The organism is Magnetovibrio blakemorei (genome assembly GCF_001746755.1).
Taxonomy (GTDB): domain Bacteria; phylum Pseudomonadota; class Alphaproteobacteria; order Rhodospirillales; family Magnetovibrionaceae; genus Magnetovibrio; species Magnetovibrio blakemorei.
Genome location: NZ_MCGG01000078.1, coordinates 107300 through 126407, shown reverse-complemented (window position 1 = coordinate 126407; position 19108 = coordinate 107300). Strand labels below are relative to the sequence as shown.

General features: G+C 57.2%; 12 protein-coding genes. 5 read left to right on the top strand and 7 right to left on the bottom strand.

What is annotated here, in order from left to right:
• Window positions 1–13 precede the first annotated feature (13 nt).
• Window positions 14–355 (bottom strand): hypothetical protein, encoded by a 342-nt coding sequence (locus tag BEN30_RS16780; protein ID WP_069959448.1) that lies wholly within the window; start codon window positions 353–355, stop codon window positions 14–16.
• Between the two features lie 202 nt (window positions 356–557).
• On the opposite strand from BEN30_RS16780, the gene BEN30_RS16775 reads away from it, so the two are divergent.
• From BEN30_RS16775 to BEN30_RS16765, 3 genes are all read left to right on the top strand, one after another.
• Window positions 558–5426 carry an NAD-glutamate dehydrogenase gene (locus BEN30_RS16775; protein ID WP_069959491.1) on the top strand — a complete coding sequence of 1623 codons (4869 nt, stop codon included), beginning with the start codon at window positions 558–560 and terminating at the stop codon, window positions 5424–5426.
• 74 nt (window positions 5427–5500) lie between these two features.
• On the top strand, window positions 5501–6235 hold the full coding sequence (locus BEN30_RS16770) for an ABC transporter ATP-binding protein (RefSeq protein ID WP_069959447.1): 735 nt from the start codon (window positions 5501–5503) through the stop codon (window positions 6233–6235).
• Window positions 6232–7419 carry an ABC transporter permease gene (locus tag BEN30_RS16765; protein WP_069959446.1) on the top strand — a complete coding sequence of 396 codons (1188 nt, stop codon included), beginning with the start codon at window positions 6232–6234 and terminating at the stop codon, window positions 7417–7419. The genes BEN30_RS16770 and BEN30_RS16765 overlap by 4 nt, the downstream gene beginning before the upstream one ends.
• A gap of 286 nt (window positions 7420–7705) precedes the next feature.
• Here the strand turns inward: BEN30_RS16765 and BEN30_RS18470 are convergent, their stop codons facing one another.
• A complete protein-coding gene (locus BEN30_RS18470) occupies window positions 7706–7996 on the bottom strand; it encodes a hypothetical protein (RefSeq protein WP_139135105.1) in 291 nt (96 codons plus the stop codon).
• A 289-nt stretch (window positions 7997–8285) separates the two neighbouring features.
• On the opposite strand from BEN30_RS18470, the gene BEN30_RS16755 reads away from it, so the two are divergent.
• A complete protein-coding gene (locus BEN30_RS16755; RefSeq protein WP_084005670.1) occupies window positions 8286–10457 on the top strand; it encodes a TonB-dependent receptor in 2172 nt (723 codons plus the stop codon).
• 67 nt (window positions 10458–10524) lie between these two features.
• Window positions 10525–11208 carry an energy transducer TonB gene (locus tag BEN30_RS16750; RefSeq protein WP_069959444.1) on the top strand — a complete coding sequence of 228 codons (684 nt, stop codon included), beginning with the start codon at window positions 10525–10527 and terminating at the stop codon, window positions 11206–11208.
• 132 nt (window positions 11209–11340) lie between these two features.
• Here BEN30_RS16750 and purH read toward each other — a convergent pair whose 3' ends face one another.
• From purH to BEN30_RS16725, 5 genes are all read right to left on the bottom strand, one after another.
• Complete coding sequence (gene purH, locus BEN30_RS16745; protein ID WP_069959443.1) at window positions 11341–12909, bottom strand: bifunctional phosphoribosylaminoimidazolecarboxamide formyltransferase/IMP cyclohydrolase; 1569 nt, start codon at window positions 12907–12909, stop codon at window positions 11341–11343.
• A 107-nt stretch (window positions 12910–13016) separates the two neighbouring features.
• Entirely contained in the window at window positions 13017–14948 is a 1932-nt protein-coding gene (locus tag BEN30_RS16740; protein ID WP_139135104.1) for a polysaccharide biosynthesis protein, read from the bottom strand.
• Window positions 14949–15067: 119 nt separating this feature from the next.
• Window positions 15068–15775, bottom strand: a complete 708-nt coding sequence (locus BEN30_RS16735; RefSeq protein ID WP_069959441.1) for a glycosyltransferase family 2 protein — start codon at window positions 15773–15775, stop codon at window positions 15068–15070.
• Between the two features lie 39 nt (window positions 15776–15814).
• Window positions 15815–17398, bottom strand: coding sequence for a heparinase II/III family protein (locus BEN30_RS16730; RefSeq protein ID WP_069959489.1), 1584 nt, complete (start codon window positions 17396–17398; stop codon window positions 15815–15817).
• Window positions 17399–17717: 319 nt separating this feature from the next.
• Entirely contained in the window at window positions 17718–18995 is a 1278-nt protein-coding gene (locus tag BEN30_RS16725) for an RsmB/NOP family class I SAM-dependent RNA methyltransferase (protein WP_069959440.1), read from the bottom strand.
• Between the last annotated feature and the right edge of the window lie 113 nt (window positions 18996–19108).

Here is a 19108-nt window from a genome sequence, read left to right as displayed (position 1 = left end):
CCTTTTTCAGATCTCAATATTCGATAATTGCGCTGCTGGCAATCAGCACGCTGAGACCCATCAAGGTGATCAGAGTGCTGACGCCAATGGCGAACAAAGCATTTCCAACCGTGACCACGGGATGAGCTGTGCGTTCTTGACGACGGCGGTCTTCGGGGCGGCGCTCGCGCCCCGCAACGACGGTCAAATAAAATCGGGTGTGAAAAAAAGGCACGGAAAACCGGAGATTAATGGGGTGTCCGGCCCATGCAGTTGGGGTTTGTTCAGGTGTCTGCGACATGGCGGCTTCAGACAATGCCTCACCGCCTAAGGCGGTGGATTCGTGAGAGGGTTCGGTGGTTGCTTTTGTATGCATCGAATTTCCTCAAAGTGCGCACCTCATCGCAGTGCTGAATAAGGGTCTCACAGGCATTCGCCGAGGTCAATAAGTGACACAGTCTATTCGGATTAACACACTGGTAAAAAAGAACGATATTGCACAATTGGTTTGTAATTGGCCCAGAAAGGCCTCATTTTTGAAGTGGGGCTAAATAAGTTGAATGCGGGAGGGTCTTCGCATGTCGTTTGATGCAGAGTTTATGCGGCGCAAAAAAACCATCGACGTGGTCGCCGGGCTGGCGTTGAAACAGGTTAAAAAAGCGGATCGCGTGCGGACCGAAAACTTCGTCAGACAATATTTCAGTCAGTTGGCCATTGATGACTTAGAAGCCTTGGAACCTATCGCCTTGGCGGGGATGGCTCTGCATCACTTAGGCGCGGCAATGCGCCATAAAACAGGCCAGCCTATCGTCAATGTTTTTAATCCGACCGTCGAAACGGATGGTTGGCAAAGCAGTCACACGGTGGTGGAAATCGTCAACGCCGATATGCCGTTTTTGATCGACAGCATCACCGCCGAAATGAACAACTTAGGCTTTGGCGTGCATCTTTCGGTTCACCCTGTCATGCGCATGCGGCGCACCCCGGCCGGGACCCTCAGCGAAGTCTTGGAGCCCGGCATGTTGGGGGTGGACAAGGGCGTGTTGGCGGAAAGTTTGGTCCACCTGCAAATTGACGAGCAACCCCTCATTCGCCATGACGAAATCAAAGCCGGTGTGCAGGCGGTGCTGGCCGACGTGGGCGTGGCGGTGCGCGATTGGCGCAATATGCGCTCGACCCTGGCGGATTTGATCAATGAATTGGAAACCCTGACCGTCAGCATGGCGCTGGAAGACGTCAGTGAAGTGCGCGATTTTTTGCGTTGGCTGCACGATGACAATTTCACCTTTTTGGGTTACCGCGAATATGTTTTTCACGGTGTCGGTGCCAAGGCGACCGTCAGCATTGCCAAAAAATCCAGCATGGGGGTGTTGACGGACACATCGCGGGTGGTGTTTCAGGAATTTCGCGACATGGCGAAGGTGCCCGCCGAAGTGCGCGGCTTCATCAACAAACCCGATTTGCTGATGGTGACCAAAACCGATATGCGCTCGCGTGTGCACCGGCCCGTTCAAATGGATTCCGTTGGCATCAAACGATTGGATTCCAAGGGTAAGGTGGTGGGGTTTCGGGTCTTTGTCGGCCTGTTTACGGCGGGAGCCTACAACCGAAGCCCGCGCGCCATTCCGTTGTTGCGGCGCAAAATTCAAGGCACGTTTGATCGGGCGGGTTTGCCGTTAAACAGTCACAACGGCAAAACGATGTTGAATATTTTAGAAACGTTTCCCCGCGATGAGTTGTTTCAAATCTCCACCGATCAATTGTTGGAAACGGCTTTGGGCATCTTGCGTTTGCAAGACCGGCAAAAGGTTTCGTTGTTTATTCGCCGCGACGATTTTGAACGCTTTATGAGCTGTTTGATTTATCTGCCGCGCGACCGCTACAGCACCGATCTGCGCCACAAAATTCAAAACGTCTTGCAGGAGGCCTTTGCTGGCCAAGTGTCGGCGCACTACGCCCACCTGGGCGACGACGCCTTGACCCGTTTGCATCTGGTGGTCAAAACGACACCGGGGCAGATCCCCAAATTCGATATCAAAGCCCTGGAAGCGCACATCACCGATTTGACCCGCTCGTGGGCGGACCGCTTGGGCGGGGTGTTGATCGAACAGTACGGTGAAATGGAAGGCATGCGTCTGCTGGGGGCCTATCAAGAAGCCTTTAACAGGAATTATGAAGGCAGCTTCACCACAGCAGAAACGGTCGATGACATCAAACGCATCGAGCTGACCTATGTGTTTGGCCGTTTGGGTTTGCATTTGTATCAGTTGGATGCGCCGTCCGGTCCGCCACTGCGCTTTAAAATCTACAATCCCAGAGGTCCGGTGGCCCTGTCGGACATTTTGCCGATGCTGGAAAACTTAGGCCTTCGGGTGATGGAAGAAATTCCCTACAGCGCCCAGCCGATCGGGGCCACCTACAAAATCGTTTTGCACGACTTTGGTTTGGAACCACGCGGCAAACTGATGGGCAGCGCCGAAAGTGTGCGTTCGCGGTTTCACGCGGCCTTTGATCAAATCTGGTCCGGCAACATGGAAAGCGACTCGCTCAATGCGTTGATTCTGTCGGCGGGTTTGGATTGGCGTGAAGTCACGGTGTTGCGCGCCTACACCAAGTATTTGCGCCAAACCGGTATAACCTTCTCCGAAGACTATATGGCCCGTACCTTGGTGGAAAATGCCGAGATCACCCGCGCCCTGATCGATATGTTCGTGGCCCGCTTTGAACCCTTGGACGACCCGGACGAAGTGGTGAAGTCAAATCGCAAAGCCGCGCGTCTCAGGGTGAAGCTGTTCGATATGCTGGAAGACGTCAGCAGCGCCGACCAAGACCGGATTTTGCGCCGCTACATCAACTTGGTCGATGTGACCTTGCGCACCAATTTTTTCCAAGTCACCGCCGACGGCGAATTGAAAACCTGGCTATCGTTTAAGATGTCCAGTCGCGACATCGAAGAATTGCCGCTGCCCCGGCCAAAGTTCGAAATCTTCGTTTATGCTTCACGGGTGGAAGGCATTCATTTGCGCTTTGGCAACGTTGCCCGCGGCGGCTTGCGCTGGTCGGATCGCCGGGAAGATTTCCGCACCGAAGTTTTGGGTCTGGTGAAAGCCCAACAGGTGAAAAACGCGGTCATTGTTCCGGTCGGGTCCAAAGGTGGCTTTGTGGTGAAAAACCCGCCCTTGGACGGTGACCGCGATGCGATTTTGGCAGAAGGCATTGAATGCTACAAAACCTTCATTCGCGGTTTGCTGGATTTGACCGATAACCTGGACGCCCATGGCAAGATCGTGCCGCCCAAACGTGTGGCGCGTCACGATCCCGACGATCCTTACTTGGTGGTCGCCGCCGACAAAGGTACGGCGACCTTTTCCGACATCGCAAATTCGGTTTCTGCGGAATATGAATTTTGGCTGGGCGATGCGTTTGCCTCCGGTGGCAGCGTCGGTTACGACCACAAAAAAATGGGCATCACCGCGCGTGGGGGCTGGGAATCGGTCATGCGTCATTGCCGCGAAATGGGTCTGGATACACAAAGCCAAGACTTTACCGTGGTCGGCGTGGGCGACATGTCGGGCGATGTGTTCGGCAATGGCATGTTGCTGAGCCCGCACATCCGCTTGGTGGCGGCGTTCAACCATATGCACATTTTTATCGATCCCGATCCCGACGCCAAAAAGACCTTGTCTGAGCGCCAGCGCCTGTTTGATTTGCCGCGTTCATCGTGGAGCGATTACAACGCCAAGCTGATTTCAAAAGGCGGCGGTATTTTTGAGCGGCGCGCCAAATCGGTTACGCTGAGCAAAGAAATCAAAGCGATGTTTGGTCTCAGCGTCGACAAAATCGCGCCCAACGATCTGATCCGCCTGATCTTGAAGTTGGATGTGGATTTGCTGTGGTTTGGCGGCATCGGCACCTATGTGAAGGCCAGTTCGGAAAGCAACGTGGACGCGGGTGATCGCTCCAACGACGCGGTGCGCATCGATGGCCGTGACGTGCGCGCTCGGGTGATTGGCGAAGGCGCCAACTTGGGTGTTACCCAACGCGCACGGGTTGAATACGCCCTGTCGGGTGGACGCTTGAACACCGACGCCATCGACAATTCGGCGGGGGTCGATTGTTCGGACCATGAGGTCAACATCAAGATCTTGGTGGACGCATTGGTGCACCAAAAGAAGCTCACGCAAAAAGGCCGCAATGCCTTGTTGGCCCGTATGACCAATGAAGTGGGCGCGTTGGTGTTGCGCGATAACTTTGCCCAAACCCAAGCCATTTCCATCTTGCAAGCGCGCAGTCTTGAATTGGTGGATCATCAAATTCGCTTGATGCGGATGTTGGAAAAGGCCGATCGGCTGAACCGGACCGTGGAATTTTTGCCCGACGACGAAACCCTGAACGAACGCGCCGTGGGCGGCAAGGGTCTCACCCGTCCGGAAATCGCGGTGTTGATGTCGTATTCGAAAATCTGGCTGTTTGATGAAATCTTGGACAGCACGTTGCCCGACGATCCATTTTTGGTGAACGATTTGCGGCGCTATTTTCCGACCGCCTTGCAAACCAAATACGCGGCTGAAATCAGCCAGCATCGGCTGCGCCGGGAAATTGTCGCCACCGGGGTGACCAATTCCATGATCAATCGGGTGGGGGGCTCGTTCGTCACCCAATTGATGGAAAAAACCGGCATGATGGCCGATGAGATCGCCCGCGCCTTCATCGTCGCGCGCGAAGTGTTTGCGGTGCGCGACATGTGGACCCCGATTGAAGCGCTGGGGGCCTCGGTTCCCGCCCATGCCCAAATCGGCATGTTTCTGGACATCAACAGGCTGTTGGACCGGGCCACCGTGTGGTTCTTGCGCAATGACGTGGGCGATGTTCCGTTGGCGGCGAGCGTGGAACGCTTTCAGGCTGGCATTTCACAATTGTCGTCAGGCTTGGCTTCGGCGCTGCCCGCTCATTACCGGGAAGATTTAACGGTGCGGGCTCAAGTTTACGAACAAGAAGGCGTTCCTAAAGATTTGGCTCGGCGCGTTGCGGGCTTGGTCAATTTGGCGCCCGGCACCGATATTGTGATGTTGGCCGAACAGCGCGGCCTGAAGGTGTGTGACGTGGCGGCGCTGTATTTTGCGGTCGGCTCCCGGTTCCGTCTGGGTCGCTTGCGTGGGGCTTGTGAAGCGCTGCACAGCGAAAGCCATTGGCAGAAACTGGCGGTGGCGGCGCTGATCGAAGAAGTGTTTGCCCATCAGTACAACTTGACCGCTCAAGTCATCGACATCGCCAAAACCATTTCTGATCCCGACAAAGCGATCAAAATGTGGGCCGACAAATACCAAGGGGTGATTGATCGCACCGAACAGCTTTTGAAAGAACTGTGGTCCGGTGACATCAACGATCTGTCAATGATCGCGGTGGCCAGTCGGGCGCTGAAATCGCTGACCGATGTACGCACTTAATCCGCTGGGAGCGCCGATAAAAAGCGCTCCCACAATCCGTGCATCGAAACTCAAAATGCCATAAGCTTTGGCTTATGATTGAGATTGAAAACCTGAGCAAACGGTTCGGCGATGTCCAGGCCTTAAACGATCTGAGCTTTTGTGCGGCTGACGGTCGGGTGACGGGCTTGATCGGGCCAAACGGGGCGGGCAAGACCACCGCCTTTCGCATCGTTTATGGATTGCTGTCCCCAGATTCGGGCGGCGCCCGGGTGGACGGCATCGACGCGGCCTCTGAGCGCATGGCGGCGCAGCGCCAATTGGGCGTGTTGCCCGACGTGCGGGGTTTGTATCCGCGTCTGACCGCGCGCGAACACATCCGCTATTTTGGCCGCTTGCACGGCGGCGAAGGGGCGGCGCTGGAAGCCGACATTGATGATTTGATCCAGCGTTTGGGCATGACGGAGTTTGCCGACCGTCTGGCCAAGGGCTTTTCGCGGGGCCAAGAGCTCAAAGTGGCGCTGGGCCGGGCCCTGGTGCATCGCCCGCGCAATCTGATTTTAGACGAACCCACCAACGGTCTGGATGTGATGAGTTCCCGCGCGGTGCGCCATTTGATCGCCGATATGAAGGCTTTGGGTCACTGCATTCTGATTTCCAGCCATATCATGAGCGAGGTCTCACTGCTCTGCGATCATTTGGTGATTGTCCAAGCGGGCCGGGCGGTGGCCAGCGGCACGCCTGATGAATTGCGCGCCCAAACGGGGGCCGATGATTTGGAAGAGGTGTTTGTGCGGGTGTTGGACAGCTCAGGAGCCTCTGGGTCATGACCTCAACCTGGTTCACCCGCGTGGGCATCGTGTTTGGCAAAGAGGTGCGGGACCACAGCCGTGATCGTCGTTCGTTGCTGTTGGCGCTGATCTATCCCATGCTGGGACCGTTGTTGGTGGCGGGCGGCCTGTTTTTGGCGAGCAAAACCCTGCAAGGGGATTTTCGTCAACAGCACATCGAAATTCCGGTCATCGGTCTGGAAAACGCACCCGCCTTGGCGGCCTATCTGCAAGACAAAAACGTGCGCTTTCGCACCGCCCCTGCTACCCCGGCGGAACGTGAAGACGCGGTCCGTCAAGGCCGTCTTCCAGTGGTGATGATCGTGCCGCTGTCGGCCAAGGGCCAAGAGCGTTTTTCCGTTGAACTTATAACCAACCTGGGCCGGGTGGATAACCTGCGTGTGACGTCGCGTTTGCGCGCGTTGATCAATGCCTACAATGAAAAAATTGCCGATGAATTGGCGAAAAAAGCGGGCCTAGCCGAAGGTTATGGTGCGCCCATCAAAATCACCCAAACCAACGTCGCCCAAGACGCCAACATTGCGGTGTTTTTCTACAACATGATGCCGCCGCTGGTGATCTTTATGATTTTTTTGGGCGGCGTGCATTTGGCCATCGACACCACGGTGGGCGAGCGCGAACGCGGCTCGTTGGAACCGTTGTTGTTGGCGCCCATGGAGCGGGGCGGTTTGCTGTTGGCGAAAGCCTTGGCGGCGCTGGCGTTCACGGCGGTCACAACAGTCGTGAACTTGGCCGCCTTTCGGGTTTTTATGGGCATGGCGGTGGCCTCATCCGATCGCTTGGCGGCTCCGCCGGGGTGGGAGGTGTTCGCCCAGGTGTTTTTGATCGCCATACCGCTGATGGCGTTTGCGGTGGCCCTGCAAATGGCCTTGGCGGTGATCACCAAATCCATGAAAGAAGCGCAGATTTATTTGGGCCTGTTGCCGTTGATCCCGGCCTTGCCCGGCATGGTGATGGTGTTTTCACCGCTCAATCCGACCGATTTGACGGCGGGTATTCCGGTGCTGGGGCAAATGCTGTTGATCAACCAACTGGTGGCGGGGCAAGCGCTCGACCCGCTCCACGTCGTGATCGCGACCTTGTCCACTGTGATCAGCGCGGGCCTGATTTTCGCTCTCGCTGCCAAATGGTTCCGCCGCGAAAAGATGTTTGTTTTGGGGTAAGGAATTCAGTCCCATTGTGGTTGTGCAAAAACGTGGACCCTCGACTCACGCCCGGGGGGACGGAGGAGAGAGGTGGGCCGAAATCCCAATTCATATCCCCACATGATATGACCGGGTCAGACCCGGTCATTCGCGATTTGGTAATATAATTAATGACATTGGAGTTGATATGCCTACCAATCGTGCGAGCGCTAAGTCAGCCATCTGGATTACAGAGGGGAGGGTGCCGACTCAGCAGCACGCGTCCTCACGCGTCATATATTGGATGTGTGAAATGTGAATGTAGTCATTTTAAGTTGACGATATGCAATACTCTGGTATTGCTTGTCCTGAATTTTATGGGGTTCGGAGGGTTTAGGATGTTGGGAGCAATCCGTAAGGATTGGGGCAGACGGGCGGCCATATGGCTGCTGACGTTGGTCTTGTCGCTCGGCCACGGTGTGGCGATGGCGGCGCCTGCGTTTGTCCCGGCTTCTTCCGGCGTGTCGGCTTTGGAAGCGGCAGCTATTGCTTCTAACGGTTTATTCACCGCTGCCGATACCTGCTCAACTGTTTTCCAATCTTCGACGACTTCCAACGGAAACCCTGTCGGCGGCACCAACGCACATGACCTGTGTGTATACCACTGCACCTTGTCCGGTGTGGCTCTGGCGCCGCAACTTCCGGCCGTGCAGATGGGCCGTAGTGTTTTTCTTGTATCATTTTTTTCGCTTGCGGATGAAAACCTTCCCGCTTTTGCGCGCCTGGTTACCCATGGCCCGCGCGCCCCTCCTGCTTTCTCCTCATAACACAGTTTAACGCTTTAAAACGCGCAACGGGCTGCGGCCCGTGCCGTTTCGCATGCATGTTATGTTTTGGAGAAGATCATGAAATTGTTATCGTTTAACGGTAGCGGGCGCAGGGCGCTCGCTTCCACCACGGCGCTCGTTCCGGTGTTGCTGGCCGCGTCCATGTTGTCGGGCGTCAGCGCAAGAACCGCTGTCGCCCAGTCGGCTACCGATCTGCCATCCGTTACGGTCGATGTTGAAGCGACGGATGAGAACAACGACAGTGTCCAGGGGAGCAAAACCACCCTCAAAGAAGTGGACATCGCGCCCAAGCGGCTTTCTACAAGCGATACCGCCAAATTGCTTAAGGACGTGGCGGGCGTAAGCCTTTATTCTGCGGGTGGCGTATCCAGTTTGCCTGTGATTCGAGGTTTGGCCGATGATCGCATCAAGACGACCATCGACGGCATACCGGCTGCATCGGCGTGTCCCAATCATATGAATCCAACCTTGTCTTACGCCGATCCCAACGATGTGGCGAAGGTCGAAGTGTTCGCAGGCGTTACCCCTGTCAGTGCGGGTGGCGACAGCATCGCCGGTTCCATCAATGTGGAAAAGGCCAAACCCATCTTTGCGGCGATGGGCGAGGGTCTACACACCCAGGGGCGCTTGTCGACGTCATACCGCAGCAGTAGCCACAGCTTGTCAGCTTCTGGCGATGTGGCCGTGGCGACGGAAAACTTCAGCATCGGGTATAACGGGTCCTGGACGCATGCGGGTGATTACCACCGTGGCGGCACAGGCGAACCGGTGTTGACCAGTGAGTATATGGTTAAAAATCATGCTCTCACCGCCGCCGTAGAGAAGAACGGCCATCTGCTCATCGTTGAGGGCGGAAGACAGTCCATTCCTTACGAAGGCTTTCCCAATCAGCGCATGGATTTGACCGGCAACGTATCGGATTTCGCCAATGGTCGTTACGAGGGAGAATTCGGCTGGGGCACCTTGAAAGGACGCACCTATGTGCGCAGCACCACGCACGAAATGAACTTCATCGACAGCCTCAAGGGTTCGGGTATGCCCATGAATACGGAGTCGCTCGAGTGGGGCTATTCGGTCAATGGGGAAATCCCGCTTTCTGATCGCGACACATTGCGCATCGGCAACGAATTCAACCATTTCCGTCTGGATGATTGGTGGCCTTCAGTCGGTTCGGGGATGATGTCGCCCAACGATTTCTGGAACATTGAAGATGGTCAGCGCGACCGCTTGGGCACCTTCGCCGAATGGGAAGCCGAGTGGAACCCGCAATTGACGACGTTGGTGGGCGTGCGCAATGACATGGTGTGGATGAATACGGGCGACGTGCAAGGCTATAACACAGGTGTGACCTATGCCACCGATGTGGCCAACTTCAACGCGCTGAACCGCAAAAAAACCGATGCCAACTTCGACTGGAGCGCGCTTGTGCGTTATGAAGCTGACACGTCCAGCACGTATGAGGCCGGAGTAGCCCGCAAGACCCGTTCGCCCAACCTGCACGAACGCTACACGTGGTCCACCGGGGCAATGGCCATGAATATGAACAACTGGTTCGGTGATGGTAACGGTTACATCGGCGATATTAACCTCAAGCCGGAAGTCGCTCATACCTTCAGCTTCAGCGCCGATTGGCACGATCCCGCCCGCAAAGCTTGGGCGGTGAAAATTACTCCGCACTTCACCTTGGTGAAAGACTATATCGACGCCGACCGCCGTACGGGTCAAACGGCGACCAACACGTTCATCAAGTTGCAGTTGGCCAATCACGATGCCCGTCTGTATGGCTTAGATGTCGCGGGTGATATGGAGGCCTGGGACGATTCCAGTTACGGTCGTGGTGTCATCAAAGCGTCCGTGGGTTTTGTGGAGGGCGTCAATACCGATACCAACGCCGATCTTTACAACATTATGCCCCTGCACGGACGTTTGGCTTTGGAGCACACCTTGGGTGGTTGGAGCAATGCCGTCGAGTTTGAAGGTGTTGCGGCCAAGACCAAGGTTGCTTACAACCGCAATGAAATCGAAACGCCAGCCTACGGTTTGATGCACATCCGCACGGGCTATGAGTGGAACAACATCTCGCTCAACGCCGGGGTGGAGAACGTATTCGATAAGCTCTACCACCTGCCATTGGGCGGCGCGGATCTGGCCGATAGTGGTAAAAATTGGGGCTACAACGTGTTCGGAGAAGGGCGCTCGTACGTCATCGGCGCATCGGTGAAGTTCTAGATCGGGTGCACGTGCCATGTTGGAGGCGCACTTTAGCAGGCAGCGAGATGGAGTGAGGTGGCTGGCTATGGCCACCTCACTCGCATTGCATGGGTTGATTTTTGCCTATCTGCTCGGTACGCCCCCGGAAACGGGCGGGCGAGACGAAGACACGGTGATGTTCATGGAAATCGTCTCTCTAGCCCAGGCAGCGCCTTTGCCTGAGCCCGAGCCTGAGCCTGAGCCTGAGCCTGAGCCTGAGCCTCTAAAACCGGCAGTCGAACCGTTACCGTTACCTGAACCACCAAAACCTATCGTCGAACCGTTACCGACACCCGAACCTGAACCCGAACCCAAACCTGATCCGGTACCTGATCCTAAACCGAAACCAGAACAGGTGCCGCCTAAACCACGCCCCGTGCCGATCGCTCAAGCACCAGCCCCAGCGGACTCTGTTACCGTTTTGGACGTTCAGCAGGCTGAACAGGCGCGCCTTGCGGCACGAGATGCAGAATTGAAACGCTACGCCGAATTGGTGTGGAAACATATCCTTCATCACAAACCCGCGACGGCGCGTAAACCAGGCGCGGTGAAAATGCGCTTCTCCATCGCAGCCAATGGCGCCTTGCTGGGAACGGAGGTCGCCGTTTCCAGCGGTGTGCCCGTGCTTGACCGTATGGCGGCCGAGGTTCTGCGCCGCTCCCAACCGTTTCCGCCGCCGCCTTCCGCGCTCAATCCGGCGGTTTTTAATCTGTTGTTTGAATTTCGCTGAAGGGCGTTCGCCGTTCGGAGTTTTGGGTTCTGGGGTGCGGACCTGACCCCATTATGGTCGCGCAAAGATGTGGACCCCCGGATCAAGTCCGGGGGTGACAGAAATTCAAAACGGGATTTTAAAAACGCAAAATCAGTGACGGAAGTGACGCATGCCCGTAAACACCATACTGATGCCCGCTTTGTTGGCGGCTTCGATGACTTCGTTGTCGCGCATGGAGCCGCCCGGTTGGATGGCGGCCACGGCGCCTGCTTCGACCGCTTCCAACAAGCCGTCGGCGAACGGGAAAAAGGCGTCCGACGCGACCACCGAGCCAATGGCCCAGCTTTGATCCGCGCCTTGGGCCTTGGCGGCTTGTTCAGCACGGAACGCAGCGATGCGACATGAATTGACGCGGCTCATCTGGCCCGCGCCGATGCCCACCGTGCGGCCGTCTTTGCAATACACAATGGCGTTGGATTTGATGTGCTTGCCGACCGTGTAGGCGAATTTCATGTCGGCCATCTGGGCGTCGGTGGGGGCTTTGTCGGTGACGACTTTCAACTCTTCTATAAGTGCGTTGTCGCGGCCCTGTACCAGCAAGCCGCCGGCCAACATTTTGACGGTGCGCCCGCCCAGTGTGGGATCGGGCATGGCCCCGGTGGTGAGTACACGGAGATTTTTTTTGCCCGCCAGGATTTTCAGCGCGTCTTCGTCGATATCGGGTGCAATGATGACTTCGGTGAAGATTTTGACGATTTCTTCCGCCGTGGCGCCGTCCAAGGTGCGATTCAAGGCGACGATGCCGCCGAACGCGCTTTCGGTGTCACAGATGTAGGCGTTGTTGTAGGCTTCCAGCAAGGTTTTGCCCACCGCCACACCGCACGGGTTGGCGTGCTTGATGATGGCGCAAGCCGTGTCGGAAAATTCCGCCACCAGTTCAAACGCCGCATCGGTGTCGTTCAGGTTGTTGTAGCTGAGTTCCTTGCCCTGCAATTGGGTGGCGCTGGCGACGCCCGGACGGGGATCGCCGTTGACGTAAAACGCCGCCGCCTGGTGGGGGTTTTCGCCGTAACGCATGGTCTGTTTGATTTCACCGGCAAAGGTTAAACGTTTGGGCCAGATTTGATCGGTTTCGTCGGCCAGCCAGGTGGAAATGGCGGCATCGTAGGCGGCGGTGCGGGCATAGGCGCGCTGGGCCAGGAATTTGCGGGTCTTCAGCGTGGTTGAGCCGGAATGCGCTTTCATTTCGTCCATCACCAACTGGTAATCTTCGGGTTCGACCACCACCGTTACGTCGCCATGATTTTTCGCCGCCGCGCGGATCATCGCCGGGCCGCCGATGTCGATGTTTTCGACGCAATCGTCATATTCGGCTCCCCCCGCCAAAGTCGCTTCAAACGGATAGAGGTTCACGCACAGCAAATCGATGGGCTGAATGTTGTGCTCTTCCATGGCTTTGATGTGCTCGGCATTGTCGCGCACCGCCAGCAGGCCGCCGTGAATGGACGGCTGCAAGGTTTTCACCCGGCCATCCATGATTTCGGGAAAGCCCGTGTGTTCGGACACTTCCGTCACCGGAACCCCGGCGTCGCTGAGCATCTTCGCGGTGCCGCCGGTGGACAGCACTTGCGCGCCCTGGTCGGCCAGAAAACGGGCAAATTCGACGATGCCTGTTTTGTCGGAAACGGAAAGCAGCACGCGGCGGATGGGTTCGGACATGTGGCGGGTCCCTTATGAGTGGTGAGTGAAAGTTTGAAGCTGTTTGCCATATAGCAGTCCTCGGCCTGCAAGGCCAGCTTCGGATCGGATAATCTCGGATCGGGCAATTAAGCAGGTGGGCTTAAGTCTTGAACGGCGGGGGGTGGCGCGTATTCGGGCACCAATTTGGCAATGTTGAGCAGCAATCCATCCCGATCTTCGGCACGTGCGGCTGTGTCCAACGCGTCCAGGGTGGCGCGCACCTGATCGACGTCTTGGGTGCGCGGCGAGGCCAGCAACACGCCAGGCGCCTTGGTTGGCACCAGCGGTTCTGCGCCATGAAAAATTTCTTCAAACAGCTTTTCGCCGGGGCGTGTTCCGGTGAATTGAATTTGAATGTCTTGGTCGGGCACATAGCCCGCCAGACGGATCATCTGGCGCGCCAAATCGACGATTTTCACCGGTTCACCCATATCCAGGACAAACAGTTTGCCATTGCTGGCGTGATTTGACGCCCCAAGCGCGGAGGCCTGCAGGACCAACTCGACGGCTTCGCGGATGGTCATGAAATAGCGCGTCATGTCGGGATGGGTGACGGTCAAGGGTCCGCCCGCTTGCAACTGTTTTTGAAACAACGGCACCACCGATCCGGTGGAACCCAACACATTGCCGAAGCGCACGGTGACAAAACGGGTGCCGTTGTCTGCACCGCGTTTGAGATCGAGCGCCTGAACATAGGTTTCGGCAATGCGCTTGGTGGCTCCCATGATGTTGGTGGGGTTGACCGCCTTGTCAGTGGAAATCATCACCATCACATCAACGCCCGCGGCGACGCAGGCATCGGCGACGTTGCGGGTGCCGATGGCGTTGGTGCGCATGCCTTCAAAGACATTGTCTTCGACCAACGGCACGTGCTTCAGGGCTGCCGCGTGGAACACCAATTCGGGTTTGTAGTGGGCAAACACTTGGTCGATGCGGGTGCGGTCGCGCACATCGGCGATCACCGCGTGACGGGTCAAGGCGGGGTGCCGTTCGGCCAGTTCACGATCAACCAGGTACAAGGCAAATTCGGAATTTTCCACCAGCACCAATTCTTTGGGGCCAATTTCGGCCAGCTGGCGCACCAGCTCGGAGCCAATGGAGCCGCCCGCCCCGGTGATCAAAATGCGTTTGTTTTGGGCCAGCGCGGTCATGGCGTCGCGATCGAGCGGCTGTTGCGGGCGACCCAGCAGGTCTTCAATGGCGATGGGCCGGATGCGCAGCTCTTGGTTCTCACCATCCGATTGCAGATCGTCAACCCGGGGCATGCGCGCCATGGTCATGCCAAAGTTTTGCGCCAATTCCAGCAACTCACGCACGCTTGAACCTTTGAGGGTGTCCTTGGTGAGGACCAGACGGCGCGGACGGTTTTCACCATTCAGCCCCGTGAGGACCTGTTTGATGTCCGTCAGGGTGCCCAAGACTTCAACACCGTGAATGTGTCGTCCAACCCGGTTGGAGGATTCGGCGATGATGCCCATTGGCCGATAGGATGCGGTTTTCGAGCGGGCGGCATCGCGAATGAACAATTCCGCTTCATCGCCTGCGCCGACCAGCAGTACGGGAATTTTAGGGGTCGCGCTGAGATCCAAATGCCAGCCATAGCGGCGGTCTTTGATCATGCGATAGAGGAATCGCGGCCCCCCCAGCATCGCCAGCAAAACAAACCAGTTGATGATGGGAACCGAGCGCGGCAGGCCTTCGTGACGAAAGAAAAAGAACATCTCGAAGGAAAAGATCAAGATGAGGATGCTGACCGCCTTGGCCAAGGTCACCAGATCGGTGGTGGACGCATAGCGCCAAATGCCGCGGTACATGCGCAGGCTTAAAAAAACCACCGCTGCGGTGGCGGTAAAAGCCGCCGTGCCGCTGAGCAGCACGGTGTCGCGCAAAGGGTTGCCGAGATCGCCCAACCGCAAGGCCATCGATATGCCGAACGACAATGCCGCCATGATGATATCGTGGCCAAAAGCAATCATGTTTCGGGTCGAGAGGTGAAAGGTTTTGGGTAAAAGGGCCATGAATTAAAGTACCTGGGCAGAAATCGTATCCATGAAGAATAAACTGTGGCCGGAGCGTATCACACCATCGCGTAGGCGGTGCAGCCCTTTTACGCGTCGTGATCGCATCGCACCAGAGCTCAACGCATTAAACTGAACTTGAAAATACAGCGGATGGTGCTGATGCCATCTTTCCAGCCGATTTTTTTACCGTCATCGTAAGATCGATTAACGTAGGATATGGCGACCTCAACAATGCGCGGCTTGGGTAACATGTGAGCCAGCTTGGCGGTAATTTCGGGCTCAATGCCAAAGCGGTTCTCGGTGATGGTGAGACGCTCCAACAAAGCCTTGGGCACAAGTTTGTAACAGGTCTCCATATCGGTGAGTTTGAGGCCCGTCATTAGGTTTGAGAGCGACGTCAAAAAGCGATTGGCGAGACCGTGAAGCAGAAAATGCACTTCGGTGGCATCGCGTTCCAAAAACCGCGATCCGTACACCACATCCGCCGTGCCGTCCAGGATGGGGCCAAGCAGTTTGACGTAGTCGGCGGGGTCGTATTCTTGATCGGCATCTTGAACGATTACCAAATCGCCGCTGGCCGCTGCAAAGCCGGTGCGCAGCGCGGCGCCTTTGCCCTGGTTTGTGGCGTGGCTGTGCACCCGCAGACGCGGATCGGCATGGCTCAGATCTTGGGCGATGGCGGCGGACCCGTCGGAAGAACAGTCGTCAACGATGATCACTTCAAGCTCAAGACCCGCCGTGTCGGCGCTGAGCACCTTGGCAACCACGGCGGCAAGGGTCTTTTCTTCGTTGTAGCACGGGATAACGACACTGAGTTTGTGCATAAAAATTCCTGAATGAAAGCCCGCTTGCCTAGCCCATAATTAGTGATCGTCGCGGCTGAGCGCCCACTTGATCAATACGCCGTTGCCCGACAGGGGCCCGGAAATGACGATTTGCTCGGTCCGTCGATGTTCCCCTTTGTGGCCCAGATAGACGCTGGATTCCAGCGCCATTTGATCGGCTGAGGTGCGAAACCGCCAGACTTCCTTGCCGCCGACACGCAGCAACACGCCGTGACCGTCACCGAGCAGAGAGGCCTTGACGTTGGGGTGGAGGTGAAAGCGCAACGTGTACTGATTGCCGCCGGTGCCGATCAAACGGTCTTCGCCCCGCACATCGGTGCCATGAGATGCGATGAACAGCGCGCGTTGATGAAGCAGGCCAAAGGAAGGCATATAACCGTCATGGCTGGCCTCGATCAAGGTGCCTTCATCGATGTCATTGCGCGTACAGGTAACGTGTTCGGGGCCGCTGCGCAAAGCCCCGTTCAAGGCGAATGCGGCTAAAGACGTGTCGTTGACGGTGAGGGTCGAATGCGCCGCCGTCGCCGCTAATGCCGTGCGCCACGGATCGCTGGTTCCGGATCGTGACCCGCAATTGACGATGATGCGATGCTTGCCCGAGCTGAGCTCAAAACTGAGCGCGCCGGCGTGCTGTGCTTTGCCGATTTTGGTGGGCTGACCGCAATCCATAATCCCGTACAGCGCCCCGGCCCCGGCGCGTTGAAAGCCTGCGTGGGGGCCATTGAACGGGGCCTTGGCGGTGGAATCGGTTTGCGCCAAAATCAGATCGAGAACCGTTCGGTTGCCTTCCAATCCGCCATTAAAAAGCGCCAGGCCGCCGTCGGGATGACGCAAGGCGCGCAGCATCGGGGCCACCCGGTCAATGGCGTTTTGCAAAAAGCGGGGCACGTCGCCGGTGGCGGTGCTGAGCAAAACCTTCAGTTCCAACAAATCCTTTAACATGTCGGCCAGACGTTCGGGGTTGCGCTCCACATGCCCGCCGTCGGGCAAAATTTGGTTTTGAATGTCGTCGGCCAAGCGTTGCAGCGTGCGGTTCATGCGCCCTTCACCGCCCAATAGGGCAAAAGCGCCATAAACTTGGCCTTTGAGGGCATGAAAGCGCACATATCCACAGTTGGCCGGGGGCAGACTGTGAAACAGATGGCGTGCATCCCGGCCCGCTTGGCGGTGCAACCGTTTTTCAAGACCGCCGCAGCCGTCGTCGCGCATCAAAAAAGTCCAGTTTTGGCAAATGTTGATGAGCCGTTCCGCCGTCACGTCGGGTGCCCACGCACGGGCGTTCCATTTGGCGTTGGCAGTCATCCACACCGACAACCATTCGCGGGCGAAATAAGGCGCTTCGCCGCCGCCCAAAGCGGACAGGTCATTGAGCCAGCCGAGGCCGTGAAACCAAGCCGTCCAAGCGGCGGAAGCGGCGGGCAAGGCATCGGCAGCCGTTAAGGTGTGGCTTTCGTCTTCATGACTGAAGACGCCTTGAATCAGGGCGCGTCCAACATCGGGATTTCCCGGCCACAACTGCGGCACAGGGAAACGCAGGCGTTTCGGTGCGGGCCCCAGCAACAAAAGACGGTACACCAAGGAGGACTGAAACCCACCGCGCATTCCAGGATGCTCCTCCCGTTTGGCCCCGGACGCATCAGAGGGTGCCGGGGGTTTGGGCGGGGAAAATAAAGGCGTTGAACGGGGTTCGTTTGTGTTGCGCATAAGATGAGGGGTATCAGTTTCGATCCGGTCGAGCAAGGATCCGCATTGATGGTCCTTAAGGCCTTCGATTCAGGGGGTAATTTCCACCCGCTCAGAGCACCTGAGAGGCTATGAGGCGATACCACTGTGCGCGAAGAGCGATTCGACACGTAAACGCAACATTCTAAACCGTTCCGTGCAGGGCGCGCACATAGCCGCCCAACAAGCTATCTGAGTCTTATCGGCGGCGCAGGCGCGCGGCGAAAAAGCCGTCCATGCCGCCTTGTGCGCCCAGATGACACGGCAAAGTGCGCAAAAACCCATCCGCCGTGACGATCTCCGTCAGCGTGCCCGCTTCGGACGGTTGCAGAGGGTCGAGGCGCACCAAATCGTTGTCTTTGAGCAAGGCATGAATTTGCGCCGCCCCTTCTTCGGGCTGCAGGGAACAGGTGCAAAACACAATCAAACCGCCGGGACGCACCATTTCGATGGCGGCGCGTAGCAAACGGCCTTGCAAGGCGGCCAGTTTGGCGACGTCGCCGGGCTGTTTCAGCTGGATAACGTCGGGATGGCGTCGCGCCGTTCCGGTGGCGGAACACGGTGCGTCAAGCAACACCGCATCGGCCAAAAAGTCGGGACGCCATTCAAGCGCGTCGGCGGTGATCAATTTGGCCTGAAGGTGGGTACGCTTTAAATTTTCAGCGACTCTTTTGAGGCGTTTTTCAGATCGATCCACGGCGGTGACCCGTGCGCCTGCGGCGGCCAATTCCATGGTTTTGCCACCGGGCGCGGCGCACAAATCGATGACGTCCAAATCGCGCACGTCGCCGAGCAGTCGGGCCGGCAGGCTGGCGGCGATGTCTTGGATCCACCAAGCCCCTTCCGCAAATCCGGGCAACTCGGTGATGGCGCCCTTATGGCCATAAAGGCGCAGGGTACCGGTGGGCATCAGCTCGGCTTTCAGCTCGTCCGCCCATTCGGCCAAATCGCCCTTTGGGGTGATGTCGAGCGGCGCTTCGATCAGATGCTGGTCGGCGATGGCGCGCGCGGTGTCTTCGCCGTAGGCCGTCACCCAACTTTGCCACAACCACGCGGGCGTATTGAGTTGCGCCGCGTCTTGGGTAGCGAGCAATGCCGCGCCTTCGCGCTGGGCGCGGCGCAAAATGGCGTTGACCAATTTTCGGTATGGCGCCAAGTCACCGCCGCGACACAGATCAACCGCGGTATCCAGGGCCGCATGGTCGGCAATTTCAAGCATCAGCAGTTGAGCCAGGCCGATGCGCATGACATTGAGCGCACCCACGCCCTTTTTGCCCATGGGTTTGTCCAAAAAAGACGAAATGATGAAGTTGATTTCGCCCAGATGGCGCAAAACGGTGCGGGTGATCTGTTGCGCCAGGGCCCGGTCGCGCTGTTCCAGTTTGCCAAAGCTGGGCGTCTGCACCAGGGCGTCGTCCAGCAGCAGTTTGTGATTGATAACGGCATCAAGAAGATGGAGGGCAGCGGTACGGGGCATAAACGGGGGCGCTCGTCAAAAGGGGTCATGTAATAGTAGCTCGAAAGCCATCTGGTGCGTCCCCCCTATACCACGAGCAACGGCTGGGTTACACTGAAACGTGTTCACGCCAC